General features: G+C 53.4%; 17 protein-coding genes. 6 read left to right on the top strand and 11 right to left on the bottom strand.

The window, feature by feature from the left end; translation table 11 throughout:
• The 5 genes from AADEFJLK_RS25110 to AADEFJLK_RS11020 all read left to right on the top strand — a co-directional run.
• Nucleotides 1-240, top strand: a 240-nt coding sequence (locus AADEFJLK_RS25110) for a hypothetical protein (protein ID WP_211299196.1), incomplete at its 5' end; no start/stop codon positions are given.
• A gap of 110 nt (nucleotides 241-350) precedes the next feature.
• Nucleotides 351-623, top strand: a complete 273-nt coding sequence (locus AADEFJLK_RS11035) for a hypothetical protein (RefSeq protein ID WP_103974291.1) — start codon at nucleotides 351-353, stop codon at nucleotides 621-623.
• A complete protein-coding gene (locus tag AADEFJLK_RS11030; RefSeq protein WP_103974290.1) occupies nucleotides 620-1030 on the top strand; it encodes a hypothetical protein in 411 nt (136 codons plus the stop codon). Before AADEFJLK_RS11035 ends, AADEFJLK_RS11030 begins: the two co-directional genes overlap by 4 nt.
• Before the next feature lie 94 nt (nucleotides 1031-1124).
• Nucleotides 1125-1652, top strand: coding sequence for an exosortase family protein XrtM (gene xrtM, locus AADEFJLK_RS11025; RefSeq protein WP_103974289.1), 528 nt, complete (start codon nucleotides 1125-1127; stop codon nucleotides 1650-1652).
• Nucleotides 1639-2241, top strand: a complete 603-nt coding sequence (locus AADEFJLK_RS11020; RefSeq protein ID WP_103974288.1) for a hypothetical protein — start codon at nucleotides 1639-1641, stop codon at nucleotides 2239-2241. The genes xrtM and AADEFJLK_RS11020 overlap by 14 nt, the downstream gene beginning before the upstream one ends.
• Before the next feature lie 113 nt (nucleotides 2242-2354).
• On the opposite strand, the gene rfbA is transcribed toward AADEFJLK_RS11020, so the two are convergent.
• The 11 genes from rfbA to AADEFJLK_RS10955 form a co-directional block, all read right to left on the bottom strand.
• Entirely contained in the window at nucleotides 2355-3272 is a 918-nt protein-coding gene (gene rfbA, locus AADEFJLK_RS11015; RefSeq protein ID WP_088621336.1) for a glucose-1-phosphate thymidylyltransferase RfbA, read from the bottom strand.
• A gap of 33 nt (nucleotides 3273-3305) precedes the next feature.
• Nucleotides 3306-4196, bottom strand: coding sequence for a dTDP-4-dehydrorhamnose reductase (gene rfbD, locus AADEFJLK_RS11010; protein ID WP_103974287.1), 891 nt, complete (start codon nucleotides 4194-4196; stop codon nucleotides 3306-3308).
• Nucleotides 4196-5269, bottom strand: coding sequence for a dTDP-glucose 4,6-dehydratase (gene rfbB, locus AADEFJLK_RS11005; protein ID WP_088621334.1), 1074 nt, complete (start codon nucleotides 5267-5269; stop codon nucleotides 4196-4198). Before rfbB ends, rfbD begins: the two co-directional genes overlap by 1 nt.
• 17 nt (nucleotides 5270-5286) lie before the next feature.
• Nucleotides 5287-5838, bottom strand: a complete 552-nt coding sequence (gene rfbC / locus AADEFJLK_RS11000) for a dTDP-4-dehydrorhamnose 3,5-epimerase (RefSeq protein ID WP_103974286.1) — start codon at nucleotides 5836-5838, stop codon at nucleotides 5287-5289.
• A 447-nt stretch (nucleotides 5839-6285) separates the two neighbouring features.
• Nucleotides 6286-8076 (bottom strand): polysaccharide biosynthesis/export family protein, encoded by a 1791-nt coding sequence (locus tag AADEFJLK_RS10995; RefSeq protein WP_249028019.1) that lies wholly within the window; start codon nucleotides 8074-8076, stop codon nucleotides 6286-6288.
• A gap of 4 nt (nucleotides 8077-8080) precedes the next feature.
• On the bottom strand, nucleotides 8081-9208 hold the full coding sequence (locus AADEFJLK_RS10990; RefSeq protein WP_103974285.1) for a KpsE/RkpR family capsule polysaccharide export protein: 1128 nt from the start codon (nucleotides 9206-9208) through the stop codon (nucleotides 8081-8083).
• Nucleotides 9205-9870: an ABC transporter ATP-binding protein gene (locus tag AADEFJLK_RS10985; RefSeq protein WP_103974284.1), complete on the bottom strand. Its 666-nt coding sequence runs from the start codon at nucleotides 9868-9870 to the stop codon at nucleotides 9205-9207. The genes AADEFJLK_RS10990 and AADEFJLK_RS10985 overlap by 4 nt, the downstream gene beginning before the upstream one ends.
• Nucleotides 9867-10670 carry an ABC transporter permease gene (locus AADEFJLK_RS10980; RefSeq protein WP_232463631.1) on the bottom strand — a complete coding sequence of 268 codons (804 nt, stop codon included), beginning with the start codon at nucleotides 10668-10670 and terminating at the stop codon, nucleotides 9867-9869. The genes AADEFJLK_RS10985 and AADEFJLK_RS10980 overlap by 4 nt, the downstream gene beginning before the upstream one ends.
• Before the next feature lie 827 nt (nucleotides 10671-11497).
• The gene (gene metA, locus AADEFJLK_RS10965; protein WP_088619683.1) at nucleotides 11498-12562 is read right to left on the bottom strand and encodes a homoserine O-succinyltransferase MetA; all 1065 of its coding nucleotides are present in this window, start codon (nucleotides 12560-12562) and stop codon (nucleotides 11498-11500) included.
• A 21-nt stretch (nucleotides 12563-12583) separates the two neighbouring features.
• Nucleotides 12584-13429, bottom strand: a complete 846-nt coding sequence (locus AADEFJLK_RS10960; RefSeq protein WP_088619682.1) for a P-loop NTPase family protein — start codon at nucleotides 13427-13429, stop codon at nucleotides 12584-12586.
• A gap of 15 nt (nucleotides 13430-13444) precedes the next feature.
• Entirely contained in the window at nucleotides 13445-13744 is a 300-nt protein-coding gene (locus AADEFJLK_RS10955) for a DUF6763 family protein (RefSeq protein ID WP_088619681.1), read from the bottom strand.
• A 418-nt stretch (nucleotides 13745-14162) separates the two neighbouring features.
• Between AADEFJLK_RS10955 and AADEFJLK_RS10950 the strand changes: the two genes are divergently transcribed.
• Nucleotides 14163-15518, top strand: a complete 1356-nt coding sequence (locus AADEFJLK_RS10950; protein WP_103974282.1) for a DegQ family serine endoprotease — start codon at nucleotides 14163-14165, stop codon at nucleotides 15516-15518.
• The last annotated feature ends 89 nt before the right edge of the window (nucleotides 15519-15607 follow it).

Below are 15607 nucleotides of genomic sequence, written 5' to 3'. Positions count from 1 at the left end.
CTTTACCAGATGGCTTTAATAGCCTTTAATATCATTATCATTCTGGTAGCAATAAATCCGTGGTCTAAACTAGCTAAGGAAGCATCATACCTGCTTATTATCATTGAATTATTTATAATAATATTCTGGTGTCTTCCAGTTTTTTTATTTCACCTAATTAAGCGCAAAAAAACGCTTAATGAAAGTTTTGATCTAGCGATATTGGCACTTATTAACAGCTTGGGCAGCATTCACCTTTAAACAATTACCATCAACCAAGTAGATATAAGGGTACGCAGTGCGTACCATGCACCGGCTTATACCCCCTAATACTATTTGGCTGTTGCATTCGCTATTTTGATGCCAACTATATGACTATTCGCCTGTTAGATATCGCGTTATTCGTATTTTTTTTTGGTAGCTTATTGATTGCTGCTAAGCTTTCTAAAAGAACCGGAAAATCCTTCTTAAGGATACTGCTTGGACTTGATAGAAGGGTGGTAGCTGAACTGGGCACTCCGAGAGAGAAGCTTTTTATCGCCTTTTTATTCGTTTTCCCCTGCTTTTTAGCTTACCTAAGCACTAAAAACATTAAAACCATAGCCGACATTGTCGCGCCTTTCCTACAAATTATTAGCGAATGAAAAAACAACGCGGCTATACACTATTTGACCTCTTAGGCTTATTTTTCATTTTATTTTGTGGCATGGCCGCTCAACGTGTTTTGCAGCCCGATGGCTTTACTGCGGCTATTTTTAGCTTTTTGCTGGGTTGCTTAGTGCCTATTTTGCTGCAAAAAATCGCCGCAAGGGTGTATCACTTAATTAGGTTTCCTATCTGTAAAAAACAACGGTGTCGGGGGCGGCATTACCAACTACGCTTGGATAAAGCGGAAAACATGGCTAAAAGTGGTTCTCGCTACCGCTGCCAGTGTGGCGACGAGTACATCCGCACCAGTAAAAACGAATTCAAAATTTTAAATGATGATGGCTCAACCGAACCATATAGGTTTCGTAGCGGCATATTGACACCTTGGCGACCTGTAAAATAATGACAGGCTCTTCTCTCCCTTAAAAGTATTAGCTGTTGCCATTGTGATTTTGCCCGCCGCCCATCCCTTTGCCTTCTGACCAAACCCCAAACTCATGCCAACAGCCAGCCCAAAAAAATCCTATGAATGGTTACAGTTCGTCCTGTTTGTCGGCACTTACGCCCTGCTCAATTATGGCTACCTGAAAATCCCCGACGAGTTGTTCATCAAAACCCTGTATTATCATGGCGTGGTGGCGGTTTGCGCCGACGCTATCAACCAGTTCGCCCCCTTAGAGCAAGTCGTCGGCTACCAAAACCATTTGCTGTCGACCAAGGCCGATTTGGAGATCGTCCGTGGCTGCGACGGCGTTGGTGTCTTGCTGTTACTGCTGTCCGCCATTATCGCCTTCCCCGCCAACCTTAAGCGGAAATTGCTAGGGTTGGTGCTAGGCATTAGCCTGTTGTACGCTATCAATCTGTTGCGTATCGGGATGCTCTATTTCGTGGTTGCCTACTACCGCGACTGGTTCCTGTTGACCCATACCTATGTCGCGCCGACCTTATTGGTGTTGCTAGCCTGCCTGTATTTTGCCTGGTGGGCGTTCGGCTCCCTAGCGGGGGATAATCATGCCCCAGCGTAAATGGCTGATAACGTTTTACAAAGGCTTGGCGGCTTGGCTGTTCTTATCGCTATCGGTCTGGTATTTTCAAGCTTGGCTAGGCAAGGGGCTGTGCCTGTTAAGCGCGTTCCCCATCACCCTGATGACTACCGAAATCTCGCCGCTGGTCAAACTGACCCAAACCGGCACCGATTACTCCCTAGAACTGTCCGCCTGGGTACTGCGCCCCATCCCTATCAACGCCGATATGACTATCCCGCCCGGCACCGAATTAAAATCCTCCACGCATTTGCTGCATATCTTAGTGCCTGTCATCATTGAATGGTCGGTCTTGTTGGTTTGGCCGGTACAACGCTGGACACAGCGGCTATTGTTAATCGGCACAGGGATACTGTCGGCGGTTGTGCTGGTCTTAGCGACCCTACCCGCCACCCTGCTCGGCTTATTGGAAATATCTTTCCAACAAGTCGCCGTCTTGGGTACAGAACCGCGCACCGTGCCGTGGTTTCTTGATTGGATGGTGTTTTGCGAACTGGGCGGTGCTTGGCTGTTAGCCATTATCGGGGCATGGCTGTGTATCCAGTTACAACAGAAATTGCTGCGCCGCTAAGCCGAACGGTTTAACAAAAGCCCCCGCCATTACCCATCCCCCAAAACCAAACCGCCCCCTTTACCAACACGGGTAAAGGGGGCGGCGTAAACCTCAGCCTAGCAGCAACAAACCTACCGCAACACGGTATCCGTCAACAAGCCATACAAATACTGCCCATAACCGTTTTTCGCCAACGGCTTGGCCAGTTTTTGCAACTGTTCGGCATCAATATAGCCTTTGCGGAAAGCAATTTCCTCAGGACAGGCCACTTTCAAGCCTTGCCGATGCTCAATCGTCTCGATAAAGTTACTCGCTTCGATCAAGCTTTCATGCGTGCCCGTGTCCAACCACGCATAACCGCGCCCCATAATTTCCACCGACAACTGCTTACGCTCCAGATAAATCCGGTTGACATCGGTAATCTCCAACTCACCGCGCGGTGACGGTTTCATTGTCGCGGCAATATCCAAAACGCTGTTGTCATAGAAATACAGACCCGTCACCGCATAATTGGATTGGGGCTTAGCGGGCTTTTCTTCCAAAGAGGTCGCTTGGCCGTCGGCATCAAATGCGACTACGCCGTAGCGTTCGGGGTCATGGACGTGATAGGCAAACACCGTCGCACCGTTGTTACGGCTATTCGCCCGCTCCAATTGCGTCTGCAAATCATGGCCGTAAAAAATATTGTCGCCCAACACCAACGCCGTCGGATGTTCGCCGACAAACTCGCGGCCAATAATAAACGCTTGCGCCAGACCGTCGGGGCTAGGTTGGACGGCATATTGGATATTCAAGCCCCAATCGCTGCCGTCGCCTAACAGTTGCTCAAAACGGGGGGTGTCTTGCGGGGTCGAAATGATCAAAATATCCCGGATACCCGCCAGCATCAACGTCGCTAACGGATAATAAATCATCGGCTTATCGTAAATCGGCAACAACTGCTTAGAAACGACTTTGGTGACCGGATATAACCGGGTACCTGAACCGCCCGCCAAAATAATGCCACGGGTAGGCAGTGTCGCTGGGGTACTGCTTGTTGGTGTAGTCATATAATCTCCATGCGTGATTAAGGCGGTAGCCCATTAAGCCAAATACTCGTTTAACATGCGTACCACACCCGATTGCCAACTTGGCAGGGTTAAATTAAAGGTCGTTTGCAATTTTTCGGTGTTCAAGCGCGAATTATGCGGCCGCTTGGCCGGGGTGGGATAAGCGCTGGTCGGGATAGCCTGCACGTCGTCAGGCTGCACTTTCAGTACCTTACCCGCCAAGCTGGCAGTCTCCAAAACCAACTTGGCAAAACCGAACCAAGTGGTTTCACCACCCGCGACCAGATGGTAAACCCCGGCCACTTCCGGTTTGCCTAAAGCGGTACGGATGATATGCGCGGTCACATCGGCAATCAGCTCCGCCCCAGTCGGTGCGCCGGTTTGGTCGTTAATCACGCTCAAACTGTCACGCTCTTGCGCCAAACGCAACATGGTCTTGGCAAAGTTATTGCCTTTGGCCGCATACACCCAACTGGTGCGCAAAATCACATATTGGCAACCCGATGCTTGGATGCGCTGCTCACCTTCCAGCTTGGTCGCCCCATAAACTCCCAGAGGGCCAGTGGCATCATCTTCCTGCCAAGGCTGGTCGCCGCTACCGTCAAACACATAATCGGTCGAGTAATGGATCAGCCACGCGCCGCACCGCAACGCTGCTTGCGCCATCACTTCGCTGGCCAAGGTATTGATGGTGCGGGCCAGTTCCGGCTCACTTTCGGCTTTATCCACCGCCGTATGGGCGGCGGCGTTAACGATCACGTCCGGTTTGACGCTGGCGATGGTCTCGGCGATACCCGCCAAGTTACTCAAATCGCCGCATAACGCCGAATGCCTGTCTACAGCAATCACTTCGCCCAACGGCGCTAACGCCCGTTGCAACTCCCAACCGACTTGGCCGTTTTTACCAAACAGCAGTATCCTCATCAGCCGCGCTCCGCATAGTTTTTCTCCACCCAGTCACGGTAAGAGCCGGATTGGACATTCGCCACCCATTCAGGATTGTCCAAATACCATTGGATAGTTTTGCGGATACCGGTTTGGAAAGTCTCTTGCGGCTTCCAACCCAAGTCCTTTTCAATTTTCGTGGCATCAATCGCATAACGGCGGTCATGGCCGGGGCGGTCAGTGACAAAGGTGATTTGTTCACGGTAGGATTTGCCGTCGGCACGCGGACGCGCTTCATCCAACAAATCACAAACGGTATGGACAATATCCAAGTTCGCCATTTCATTCCAGCCGCCGATATTATAGGTCTCGCCTACTTTACCCGCTTCCAGTACCCGGCGGATACCCCGGCAATGGTCAACCACAAACAACCAGTCACGAATTTGCTGGCCATCACCATAAACCGGCAAATTTTTCCCCGCCAAAGCATGGGTGATCAGCAACGGGATAAGCTTTTCGGGGAAATGGTAAGGGCCGTAGTTATTCGAGCAGTTAGTCGTCAGCACCGGCAAGCCGTAAGTATGGTGGTAAGCCCGCACCAAATGGTCACTGGCCGCCTTACTGGCCGAATACGGGCTGTTCGGCTCATATTTATTATCTTCCCTAAAGGCAGGATCGTCTTTTTTCAAAGAGCCGTACACTTCATCGGTCGACACATGCAGAAAACGGAACGCCGCCTTATCATCATCAGATAAGCCGCCCCAATAAATACGCGCCGCTTCCAACAACCTAAAGGTACCGACAATATTGGTTTGGATGAAATCTTCCGGGGAATGGATGGAGCGGTCGACATGCGATTCGGCGGCAAAATTGACCACCGCACAAGGTTGATACTGAGTAAACAGGCCACGCACCAATTCGCTATCGCCGATATTGCCTTGCACAAAAATATGGCGGGCATCGCCCTCTAATGAAGCCAAGTTTTCCCTATTGCCGGCATACGTCAGGCAATCCAAATTAATGACTGTGACATCGGAATTAGCCAGCCAATCAAGAACAAAATTTGCCCCGATAAAACCCGCGCCGCCGGTGACAATAATCGCTTTATTCATAATATACTTACCGTTTTTTAATAGTGTGGGAGAAGTTCGACTGAGAAGTCAGCAAGCTTTGTGCCTTTTTCATCTTTGGCAGACAATTCGGGGGTGTCGGTAGGCCATGGGATGTTCAGGTCAGGGTCGTTCCATAACACACTGCCTTCTGCTTGCGGGTTATATTTATCAGTACATTTATAGGCGAACAAAGCCGTTTCGGAGGTGACGCAAAAACCGTGCGCAAAACCGGCCGGGATAAAAAATTGGCGTTTGTTTTCCGCCGACAGCACCACGCTGGCCCATTGCCCAAACGTCGGTGAACCGACCCGAATATCCAACGCGACATCAAACACTTCGCCCTGTAACACATAAACCAACTTACCCTGCGGATTGATTTTTTGAAAATGCAGGCCGCGCAACACACCTTTTCTGGAGAAAGAGACATTATCTTGAACAAACGCATCGGCGGTCACCATTTCCGCGTAGCGGGCTTGGTTCCACGTTTCCATAAAAAAGCCGCGTTCGTCACCAAAGACCTTAGGCTCGACAATCACAACACCAGGGAGATCCGTTTTATGAACTTGCATAGTTTTTCCTCGTTATTGATTAAAGGGGTAATTTAAGGTAATGACGCTAGGCCAATAATGGCGGTAAATTTTTATGCTGACGACAAACCAATGGCCGAATCCGCTTATATATTGCACATTTGTTTCAGGATAACAAGAAAATCAGCCAAATAATATGAACTATTACCCAAAAAGCGCCTGTTTTTGCACAAACAAGCCAGCAAGCCGCAACCTATACTCTGAATGGTCAAATTTTCGGTTAATCCGTTCGTGGCGAGCCTTTCGACAAGCTCAGGAGAGCCCTGTCCCGCTGGGACTTCCGATGGTCGTCGAACCATGAGCGGATTAACCGTCCTAAGCCTATCCGCGACGAAGGCCCGCACATTATTGGCGATACTGTGGACACGTTGGACAGGGCATTTGTGTAGCAGCACCCGTTTTTATCCGCCCGTTAGGCAATCCGCCACGCTATTTCAGGAATACCCGTGCGCCCAAGCCCATCTGGTAAATCATGGTGGCCACCTCTTTGAAGAGCTGGCGGTATTTGGGGTCGACGGCGGGCAGCACCATGATCTCGTCGCCGGGGTGGATTTCGGGGCTGCTGAACCAGCCGTCGGTGTCCTCGGTGTTTTCGAAGCTGCCGTCCCGGTGGGCGATGATGATCCGCGAGGTGTCGGCCTTTTGCGAGTAGCCCCCGGCGCTGGCGACGTAGTCGCCGATGCCTTTGTCGGCGGCGATGGCGACGGTGTTCGGGAACATGACTTCGCCGCTGACCATGACGAGGTTGTCGAGGGTCGGCACGCGCAGCACGTCGCCGCTTTCGAGCAGGAACTGGTCGAGGTGGTCGCCCCGGCTCAGCAGGACTTGGCCGCTGGGCTGGATGCTTTTGGCGCGGTCTATCCATTGCAGCATCAGGGCGGCCTCTTCGGTGCGCAGCTGGGCCTCTTCGGCGGTGCCGGAGCGGGCGGTCAGCACGCTGGTCTCCAGGTGTTTGAGGGTGATGTTCAGCTGTTCCTGTTGGCGGGCGGCGACGCTGGGCCGGAACAGTTGCAGGCTTTTGGTGTCGGCGCGGTCGGTGTAGCGGATTTTCGCCATGAGCGCGCCCAGCCGGGTGCCGTAGGGCACGACGTATTCCTGCGGGCTGAGGTGTTCGCCTTCGACGCGCACGGTGATGGTGCCGGTCTTTTTGTCGGCGGTGTATTCGACGCTGTCGCCGCTGTGGACGTGGACGCTGCGGGCTTCGGCCAGCGGGTAGTAGTCGACGTTGAGGGTGGTGCCGGTGTTGCGGGTGACGCGGACGTGGGTGGCGCTGGCCTGGGGTTTGGCGAGCCGGGCGAGCTCGGCGAGGCTGATGCCGTCGCCGGCGAATTCGAAGCGTTTGGCGTTGGCGACCAGGCCGACGACTTGGACGCTCCGCTGTTTGGGGGCGACGAAGATGACGTCGCCGCTGGCCAGTTGGATGAGCGGCAGGCGGCCGTCGAGAATGAAGTCGTAGAGGTTGAGGGTGGCGCGGGTGCCGCTGCCGCGTTTGACCTGGACGCTCAAAAAGGAGCCGCGCAGCAGGTCGATGCCGCCGGCCTGGTCGAGGTAGCTGAGCAGGCTGTCCATGCTGGTGCCGCTGTAGAGGCCGGGGCGGTTGACGAAGCCGCCGACGAAGACGCGCACGGGTTGGGCGGCGGCGAGGCTGGCGTAGCTGTAGACGTTGGCGCGGTAGGTGCGGCGCACGGCGGCCTCAACCAGGCCCTGCAGGTCTTGGTTGCGCACGCCGAGGACGCGCACGGGGCCGACGTGCGGCACGAAGATGTTGCCTTGGGGGTCGACGGTGAGCGGCGCGTCGTAGTCGAAGGCGCCCCAGAAGCGCACTTGGATGTTGTCGCCGACGGCGACGGCGTAGTCGGGGTTGAATTGGGTCGCGCCTTCGCGGGTGAAGGAGCCGGTGAACAGGTTGGCGCCGAACACGTCGCTGGCGAGGTTGGCGGTGTAGTCGTACTGCTGCGGCGGCGTGGGGGTGTTCATGGGCACGGCGGCGGCCTGCCCGCCCAGGGCGGACTGGCCGGGCAGGGCGAGGCCGGGCGGCACGGCGGCGGCGGCGCCGGGGGTCGGCAGGGGGGTGCCGGTGGCTTTGGCGGCGCTGCCGGACGGCGGCAGCAGGCCGAGGGTCTGGAGGATGTCGGCGGGCGCGGCGGCGGCGGGCAGGCTGGCGAGCAGCAGGGTCAGTACGGCGGTTCGGTTCATGGCGGTGCGGGTCGGGCGGTTCATGGGTTCAGTCCTTGTGGTCGCGGATGATGGCGGCGAGCAGGTGCACGATGCCGGCGGCGAGCAGGATCATCAGGACGGAGACGGCGCTGTTGTAGATCCGGCGCGGCTCCAACGGGTATTCGGGCAGGGTCGGCGGTTGCAGGACGGACATTTTTTTCAGTGTCCTGGAGGCCTCGAAGCGCCCCTGTTCGAGGGCGGTCAGGGCGGTCTTGTAGATGTCCTGGTTGAAGGACGCGAGCATTTCCAGGCGCTGGTATTCTTCGACGGTGCTGTTCAGGGGCTTGCCTTCGGGGGCGGCGAGCTTGGCCTTTTCGGCGGCGATCTGCCTTTCCAGGGCGGCGATCTGGAGGTTGAGCTCGACGATGTTGGCGGCGTTGGGCATCAGGTAGCCGAGCATGGCGGAGCGGGTGGTCTGGAAGGTGGCGAGCTGGCTTTCCAGGGCGTTGACGATGCCGGCGCGGTTTTCGGTGGAGGCCTGGGGCGACACCAGGCCGTGTCTGTTCTGGTAGTCGAGCAGGGCCTGGCGGGACTTGAGGGTGGCCTGGCCGATGTCGGCGACCTGTTTGCTGAGGAAGCTGACCTGTTCGCGGGCGAGGTTGTGGGCGAGCTCGTTCATGAAGCGTTCGCCGTCGTCGACCAGGGCGGCGGTGATGGCCTGGGCGGTCTGCGGGTCGTAGCCCTGCGCCTGGATGACCAGCACCCCGGCGAAGTCGTCGAACTCGACGCTGACGCGGCCGAGGTAGTAGTCGTAGAACTCCTCGATCTCCAGGGTGTCGTTAAAGCGGGTGCCGAGCCGCGAGAACCAGTCGTGCTCCGGGGCGCTGTAGTGTTCGCGCAGGTGCAGCCGCGCGTCGAGCTTTTTCAGCATGTCGACGGACAGCAGGTAGTCGCGCAGCAGCAGCTGGTCGGCGCGGTCGGCGCTGTTGGCCGCCCCGAGCAGGCTGCCCAGGTCGAAGCTCTGGCCGCTGCTGATCTCGGTGCTGCGGATGATGACGTGCGCCTGGGAGATGTACAGGTCGGAGGCGTAAAAGCCCCAGTACCCCCCGGCCAGCACGGCCCCCGCCACGGCGGTGGCCAGCACCGGATGTTTTTTGAGCGCGGCCAGCGGGCCGGTTTTGTGGGTCTTTTTCATAATTTAAGGCTGTCCTTGTAGGCTTTTAGGGCATCGTCCACATTGTCGAACCAGTGGGCGTGGCCTTTGTTCAGCCATATACCTGCTGAACAAAAGTCTTTTAGCGTTCCCTCCCCATGGGACGCCATAATTAAGCTAGATCTGCCGACCAAGTCTTTGAACGCCGCGTTAGCCTTTTTTTTAAAACTGGCATCACCTGTTGAAGTCACTTCGTCGGAAATATAGACATCAAAGTCAAACGCTAACGATAGCCCGAATTGTAAGCGGGATTTCATGCCGGCGGAATACGTTCTGACCGGCTCATCAAAGGAGTCGCCAATTTCGGCAAAATCTTGAATATACGCTATGCGGTCAGGTATATCGTCTTCATGGCCATGGATACGGCAGATAAATTTGGCGTTTTGCCGGCCAGTCAGCGAAGGCTGTAAGCCTCCGCCAAACCCCATAGGCCAAGATACCCGGCAACGGTGCTCGACCGTCCCGCGGTTAGGTTTATCGACACCGCCGACCAGACGCAGTAAGGTCGATTTTCCTGCGCCATTACGCCCTATCAGCGCGACACTGACATTACGCGGGATTACAAAGGAGACATCTTCCAAAACCCATTTGCCCGGGCCATGGCTAGATTGGTAACGCTTATAAATATTATCGACAATAATCATTGGGTCAACAGTTTAGTTTGGAAACGGAGATGTAAGGCCAAGCCAAAAAAAATCGCCACTAGGGCACATTCGTAAAGATAAGCAATATTAGTGCCAAGTATCACATGATAAGATGAGGATACGCCGGCCCGCGCCACTTCTAGGCCATGCGCCATAGGGTTATACATGAGCCAGCTACGGTAGGGCTCGGAAATGCCAGAGAGCGGGATAATCGCACCTGACCCCATATACAAGGGGGTCATCATGATATTAAAGATTTTCCCTAGTTCAGGTATCAGATCGATGGCGACCGAAGTGATCAGTGCGTAGCCTAAGCCCATCAGCCAAAGCCCAAAAAATGCCAAGACCACCATTCCCATATCATCAGGCCACAAGGCGACATTGAATAAACCAATGGCGGCGCTGGCAATAATAAGGATTACCAGCAAGACCAAAAAACCTTCCAGAAAAACCCGCACCAATACCGTATCCACGGGTTTGACTTGGCGGTAGGTAAACAGAACCTTATTGGCGCTGATAGCATTTTGTCCTTGCGTACCCGGATTTTTAAATACTTTAAAGAAGGTCAGGCCAATAATTAGCCACGCCAGCACGTCAATGCCTCCTACCACTTTGACACGCAGGAAGGTAAATAACAGCAACATGATGACGGTATGGAGAATGGGTTCCCCCAATAACCATACCGTCGAGCCACGCCCCGAAGACAAGCGGGTGTTCGCTTCGCGTAGAAACAGTGCCTGCCAGACGGAAATCGTGACCAGCAGTGGGGTTCTTAATGGCTTATCAGGATAAGTTGTCATTGCGGATGTAAGGTTGGCTAATAGTGATTGGCTTAAGGCCGGTGCAGGCGCGGCAGAATCGGAGCGGCCAAGTGTTGCAAAGGGAGAGCGCCGCCAAAGGAATGGGCAGGGGATAAAAGTGCCGGTTAAGGCTTACCCCTGTGCCTAACCGGAAAATGCAGCATAGGCAAGTCAGGCCGATAACATAGGGAAGAGACGTAAGGCTTACAAGACCTTTAAGCGCTTGGAACAGGCTAAAAGCCTTTCGCGATGGTCAGAAATCCTTAACCTGTTGGAGCCTCTGATTTTTGCTGATCCGTCTTTTTAGACAGGCCGTCGGCTGATTATAGAGGATATCGGGTCTGACATCCATTATGTAAAGGCCATTATTGGCAGATGACACACCCTCTCCGCCGAATAAAAGCTTTGTAAACCAAGGTGTTCTTGTGGTAGATGGCTTATTTTCGGCCATTAGGGCATCATGTTATTGTAGCCGCTTTATATGACAAAAAGGTGACGCTCTTTAAAGTCTGGATAAACTGGCGACATCAGGATGCCCTTTACCGACATTTTATATAGCCAATGTTATCATGCCGTGCGGAAAAATTTAGCACATCTTAAGGTTAATGCAAACTTTATAAGCGAATTTAATGGCGTACGGTTAAGTAAAAGGCAGAAAATAAGTCCGCGTCTGCATTTTTTTATCTACGGTTCAGGCATAAAAAGCCGGAAAGGCTTGCCTGCCATGGCCTATATTTAGCCCTGCCAAACCATCAGCCTAAGCGTTTAGGATGTGCTACAGCGTGACTTAGAGGTTTAATTGTGGCGATTGGCAAGTGCCCGTCGAATCATAAGCCCAGCGGATTATTCGGATCAACCCCGGCCATAAACGGCAAACGCCGGTCTTGGTTGGTGAGTTGGTAAACTTTGCCCAGCCAGTTATTAAACACCGCTTTGGCGGTGTCACGCCATGTATTGTCCAAATGCGCCAAGACGGCTTGCTCAGGAAACGCCGCCAAAGCCTGCCCAGTAATCCGCACGGTGCGGACGTGCCGTTCGTAGCCGTGAAATAGGGCTTGTGCCTCGGCGTTAAAGTAGTTTTCCGGAAACGGCGGGTACTCATCGGTCTCGGCGCGGAAAAAGCGCATGACCTCGCGTTTGTATTCTTTTAATAAGCTAATATCGTCATATTCGGGATGGCCTTGGAAAAAGACGGTGCGGAAGCCGTCTTCGCTAACCGCCAGATGGACTCCGGCAGTGGCGCTGGCAGCCAGAATTTTCAGGCCGTGCCGCTCCATGTCGCTTTGGAAAATTTCATTATAGCGCGAATGCGGCACATCAAAACGGGTGTTGATTTCCGCGACCAGCGGGTGGCTGCGGTCAATCACCTTATGCGGGAACACGCCCCAACGTTTGGCGGGCAAGCGGGTTCTGGCAATGCCGTAGCGGTATTGGATGACGGCATGGGTCGCCAAGCACGAACATAGCACCGAGGCGACATTTTCCCGTGCCCACGAAAAGACTTCGGTGAGGGGTAGCCAAAATTCCTCTTCCGGCAAGCTTTCCCGGGTAACATTCGCGCCGCTGATAATTAAGGCATCTAAGCCGTCGGCGCGGATTTTGGCAAACGGCTCATAATATTTGTCGATATGGGCTTGGGCTTCGGCACTGCGTTTAAGACCGTCGATGGTAAAAGGGTGGATGTGGAATTGGACGATTTGGTTACACGCCCCCACCAACCGGAAAAACTGCCGCTCGGTCGCCTCTAACGCGGCATCGGGCATCATATTGAGCAAACCGATGTGCATTTCGCGGATATCCTGATGTTTGGCGCGTTCAGCATCAACGACTTCTTCGCCTTCTTCGCGCAGCCGTTGGAAAGTGGGTAGATCAGTGTGGGCAACTAAGGGCATGTAAGCGGTACTCGTTATTCATTATTGCTGTCTGGCAATGGCATCGGCAACCAGCCGGATAAAATCGTCTTCGGTTTTTACGGTGGCGATTTCATCGGCATTGACGGTATAGCCGTATTGGGCCGCAATGGCCTCGTAACGCGGCAATCTGGATTTGAACAGTTCAGGGAATACCCACGAGACAAATTCATCCGGCGGTATGTCGTTAGGGCTGCCATAGCCTTTGAAGGCCATAAAGTCCGTCAGTTTTTCGTCCAGAAAGGCTTCCCGATAATACAAAGGCTTCGGGTCAGATTTGGCGCGTTCGATAATGGTTTGCTCAAGGCTGTCAGGAATCTTGATATAAATGATCAAGGTGTGTTGCGCCAAGGTCTCCAGCACTTCAGGGCTATCCAATTCGCAAACGCTGCCGCCGGCATCGTTGATAAAATGTTTATAGCCGTAAATGTCCTCAGCTTTGTGGATAAACTCCGGGACATCGTTCATGGCGGCAAGTTCCGCCTGATGGTGAAGTTTTTGGCGGCGCTTAAATTCCGCCAAGGACAGGCCGCCCAGCGCGGGGTTACCGAGCTTACCTAAAAAACTCGATACCGCCGCCAAGTTATCGACGGTGATTTTGCTGCTCATGTAAATGGAGTCGGAGCGCAGCAAATCCCGCAGGAACGGCACGCTCATGGCGTGGCGTTTGATATTGTCAAGAATGGGTTCTTCCAAATATTTGGTGCCGATCCGGTAGTCGCCGGAATAATGGAACCATTTGGTTTTGGGCAGTTTATTGGCTAGCGTGGTTTTGCCTGCACCGGACATCGCCAATAAGGTGATGCGCTTCGATTGCCAGTCCAGGAATTCCTGTGGAAGCATTTTCATTTGGTCGTTTCCCCATTAATCCAGATAGTCGTCGATGTCCATGTCTTCGGGGTTGGGCTCATGCCTATCGGTATCCGAGTAGCCCAGGTCATCGGTTTCAATATCGTCGAACGGGGCGCTCCAGTCCTCCGGGTCTTCGATGTAATCGAAGGTTGAGTTATACCAGCTATCATGATCATATTCGCCTATATCGCCGTTAAGATATTGTACTGTAATGGAGTCGTCATTCTCTTCAATGTTGACGACCTTAAAGGTAAGGTTGTTTTCCAGGTCTTTGTACCAACTGCCAATAATGGGGTCTGCTACGGTGGTCATGTCGATTGCCTCAGGGGGTTTTAAATGGCTGCCGCCGCCACTTAGGCGACGGCAATGGCAATATTATGAGTATCGCTTAAGAAAATGCCAAAACATTTTCTTAAGCGCGGGGGCAGAAGGGGTATTTGGCCGGACCATGCAGGGAGCGGAACTTAGGCCTCGGTTTGGGGCGGCAGGTACTTGGCAATGCAAAAACAGGCTTGGAATACGTGTTTTAGCTGTTGGCGAAGCTGCCCTGTTTTAGGGCTAAACGCCGTACTTAAAGGGCGGATGTTATCACGCGCCTTTACCTGATTGTTGCCTTGGCAGGCCGTCCGCCTAAAAACCTAGCCTTCTTGCCCCTTGTATTAAACATTTTTAAACCTATATTGTCTATCAGGTCTGTTTAATTTTTTGACAACTCACTGGACTGTATCCCATGAAATCACGTTTGTTATTATTAGCCCTGGTGCCGCTGTATTTGGGCTTGTCTTCAGCAAGCTACTGCGCTTTACCCCTGTTTGCCGAAGGTCAGGCCTTACCGTCGCTCGCTCCCATGCTGGAGCGCAGTATGCCTGCCGTGGTCAACATCTCCACATCGACCCATATCGAAGTCAGCCAAAACCCGTTGTTGCAAGACCCCTTTTTCCGGCATTTTTATAATTTGCCCAGCCAGCCGCGCCGCCAACAAGAACAAAAAAACAGTTTAGGCTCAGGGGTGATTATCGACAGTGCCCAAGGCTTGGTACTGACCAATAACCATGTCATTGATAAAGCGGATAAAATCAGCGTCACCTTAAATGATGGCCGCCAACTCAATGCCGAACTGGTCGGCACCGACCCGGAAGCGGATGTGGCCATTATCCGCATCCCCGCCGACCATCTGACGCAATTGCCTATCGCCGATTCCGGCAATCTTAGGGTCGGTGATTTTGTTGTGGCTATCGGCAACCCGTTTGGTTTAGGGCAAACCGTCACGTCGGGCATTGTCAGCGCCTTAGGCCGCTCCGGTTTGGGCATCGAGGGTTACGAAGATTTTATCCAAACCGACGCATCGATTAACCCTGGCAATTCCGGCGGGGCCTTGGTCAATTTGCGCGGCGAGTTTGTCGGAATGAACACTGCCATCCTTGCGCCTAACGGCGGCAATGTCGGCATCGGCTTCGCCATCCCAGCCAATATGGTCATGGCAATTAAAGAATCGCTGCTTAAGCATGGCGAAATACGGCGCGGGCTGTTGGGGGTGACGACCCAAGACCTGACCCCGGAATTGGTCAATGCCTTTAATTTGGAAAACAAGCACGGCGCGGTCATTAGCCGCATTGAAAGCGGCTCGCCTGCGGAAAAGGCCGGGCTGGAGCCGGGTGATATTATCGTCGCTGCCAACAGCAGGCCTGTTAAAGACAGCCACGACATCCGCAATATTATCGGCCTGATGCAAATCGGCGATAATGTCGATATCGATTATTATCATGGCAATGATAAAAAGCATACCACCGCCACCATAGGTAAGCCAGAGCGGCCGCAATTGGCGGGCGATAAGCTGCACCGGAAATTACGCGGCACAATCTTAAGTTCCACCGACAAAAACCAAATAGAAGGGGTGCTGATTGAAAAAATCGACCAATCTTCCGAAATTTGGCGGGTCGGCTTACGGCCAGGTGATGTGATTGTGTCGGCCAACCGTTACCGCATCCGTAACTTGGATGAACTTAAGCAAGTCGTCAATGCTAACGGCTCTTTGCTGATTAATATCCAACGCGGGCAAGAAGGCTTTTTTGTGGTGTTGCAGTAACACAGTACCTTAATAAGCGAGCGGGCAATTTGACCGATGGGAAGCCCTTAGCCGACCGTATAAGGCGGCTAGGGCTTTACACCTAAAAG

Origin of the sequence: Methylovulum psychrotolerans (assembly GCF_002923755.1) — a bacterium.
GTDB lineage: Bacteria > Pseudomonadota > Gammaproteobacteria > Methylococcales > Methylomonadaceae > Methylovulum > Methylovulum psychrotolerans.
This window is presented reverse-complemented; position numbering and strand designations above follow the sequence as displayed.

Coding starts and splice junctions, on each gene's coding strand:
- AADEFJLK_RS11035 (WP_103974291.1), top strand. CDS start 351: ATGACTATTCGCCTGTTAGATATCGCGTTATTCGTATTTTTTTTTGGT.
- AADEFJLK_RS11030 (WP_103974290.1), top strand. CDS start 620: ATGAAAAAACAACGCGGCTATACACTATTTGACCTCTTAGGCTTATTT.
- xrtM (WP_103974289.1), top strand. CDS start 1,125: ATGCCAACAGCCAGCCCAAAAAAATCCTATGAATGGTTACAGTTCGTC.
- AADEFJLK_RS11020 (WP_103974288.1), top strand. CDS start 1,639: ATGCCCCAGCGTAAATGGCTGATAACGTTTTACAAAGGCTTGGCGGCT.
- rfbA (WP_088621336.1), bottom strand. CDS start 3,272: ATGACTACACCAACAAGCAGTACCCCAGCGACACTGCCTACCCGTGGC.
- rfbD (WP_103974287.1), bottom strand. CDS start 4,196: ATGAGGATACTGCTGTTTGGTAAAAACGGCCAAGTCGGTTGGGAGTTG.
- rfbB (WP_088621334.1), bottom strand. CDS start 5,269: ATGAATAAAGCGATTATTGTCACCGGCGGCGCGGGTTTTATCGGGGCA.
- rfbC (WP_103974286.1), bottom strand. CDS start 5,838: ATGCAAGTTCATAAAACGGATCTCCCTGGTGTTGTGATTGTCGAGCCT.
- AADEFJLK_RS10995 (WP_249028019.1), bottom strand. CDS start 8,076: ATGAACCGCCCGACCCGCACCGCCATGAACCGAACCGCCGTACTGACC.
- AADEFJLK_RS10990 (WP_103974285.1), bottom strand. CDS start 9,208: ATGAAAAAGACCCACAAAACCGGCCCGCTGGCCGCGCTCAAAAAACAT.
- AADEFJLK_RS10985 (WP_103974284.1), bottom strand. CDS start 9,870: ATGATTATTGTCGATAATATTTATAAGCGTTACCAATCTAGCCATGGC.
- AADEFJLK_RS10980 (WP_232463631.1), bottom strand. CDS start 10,670: ATGACAACTTATCCTGATAAGCCATTAAGAACCCCACTGCTGGTCACG.
- metA (WP_088619683.1), bottom strand. CDS start 12,562: ATGCCCTTAGTTGCCCACACTGATCTACCCACTTTCCAACGGCTGCGC.
- AADEFJLK_RS10960 (WP_088619682.1), bottom strand. CDS start 13,429: ATGAAAATGCTTCCACAGGAATTCCTGGACTGGCAATCGAAGCGCATC.
- AADEFJLK_RS10955 (WP_088619681.1), bottom strand. CDS start 13,744: ATGACCACCGTAGCAGACCCCATTATTGGCAGTTGGTACAAAGACCTG.
- AADEFJLK_RS10950 (WP_103974282.1), top strand. CDS start 14,163: ATGAAATCACGTTTGTTATTATTAGCCCTGGTGCCGCTGTATTTGGGC.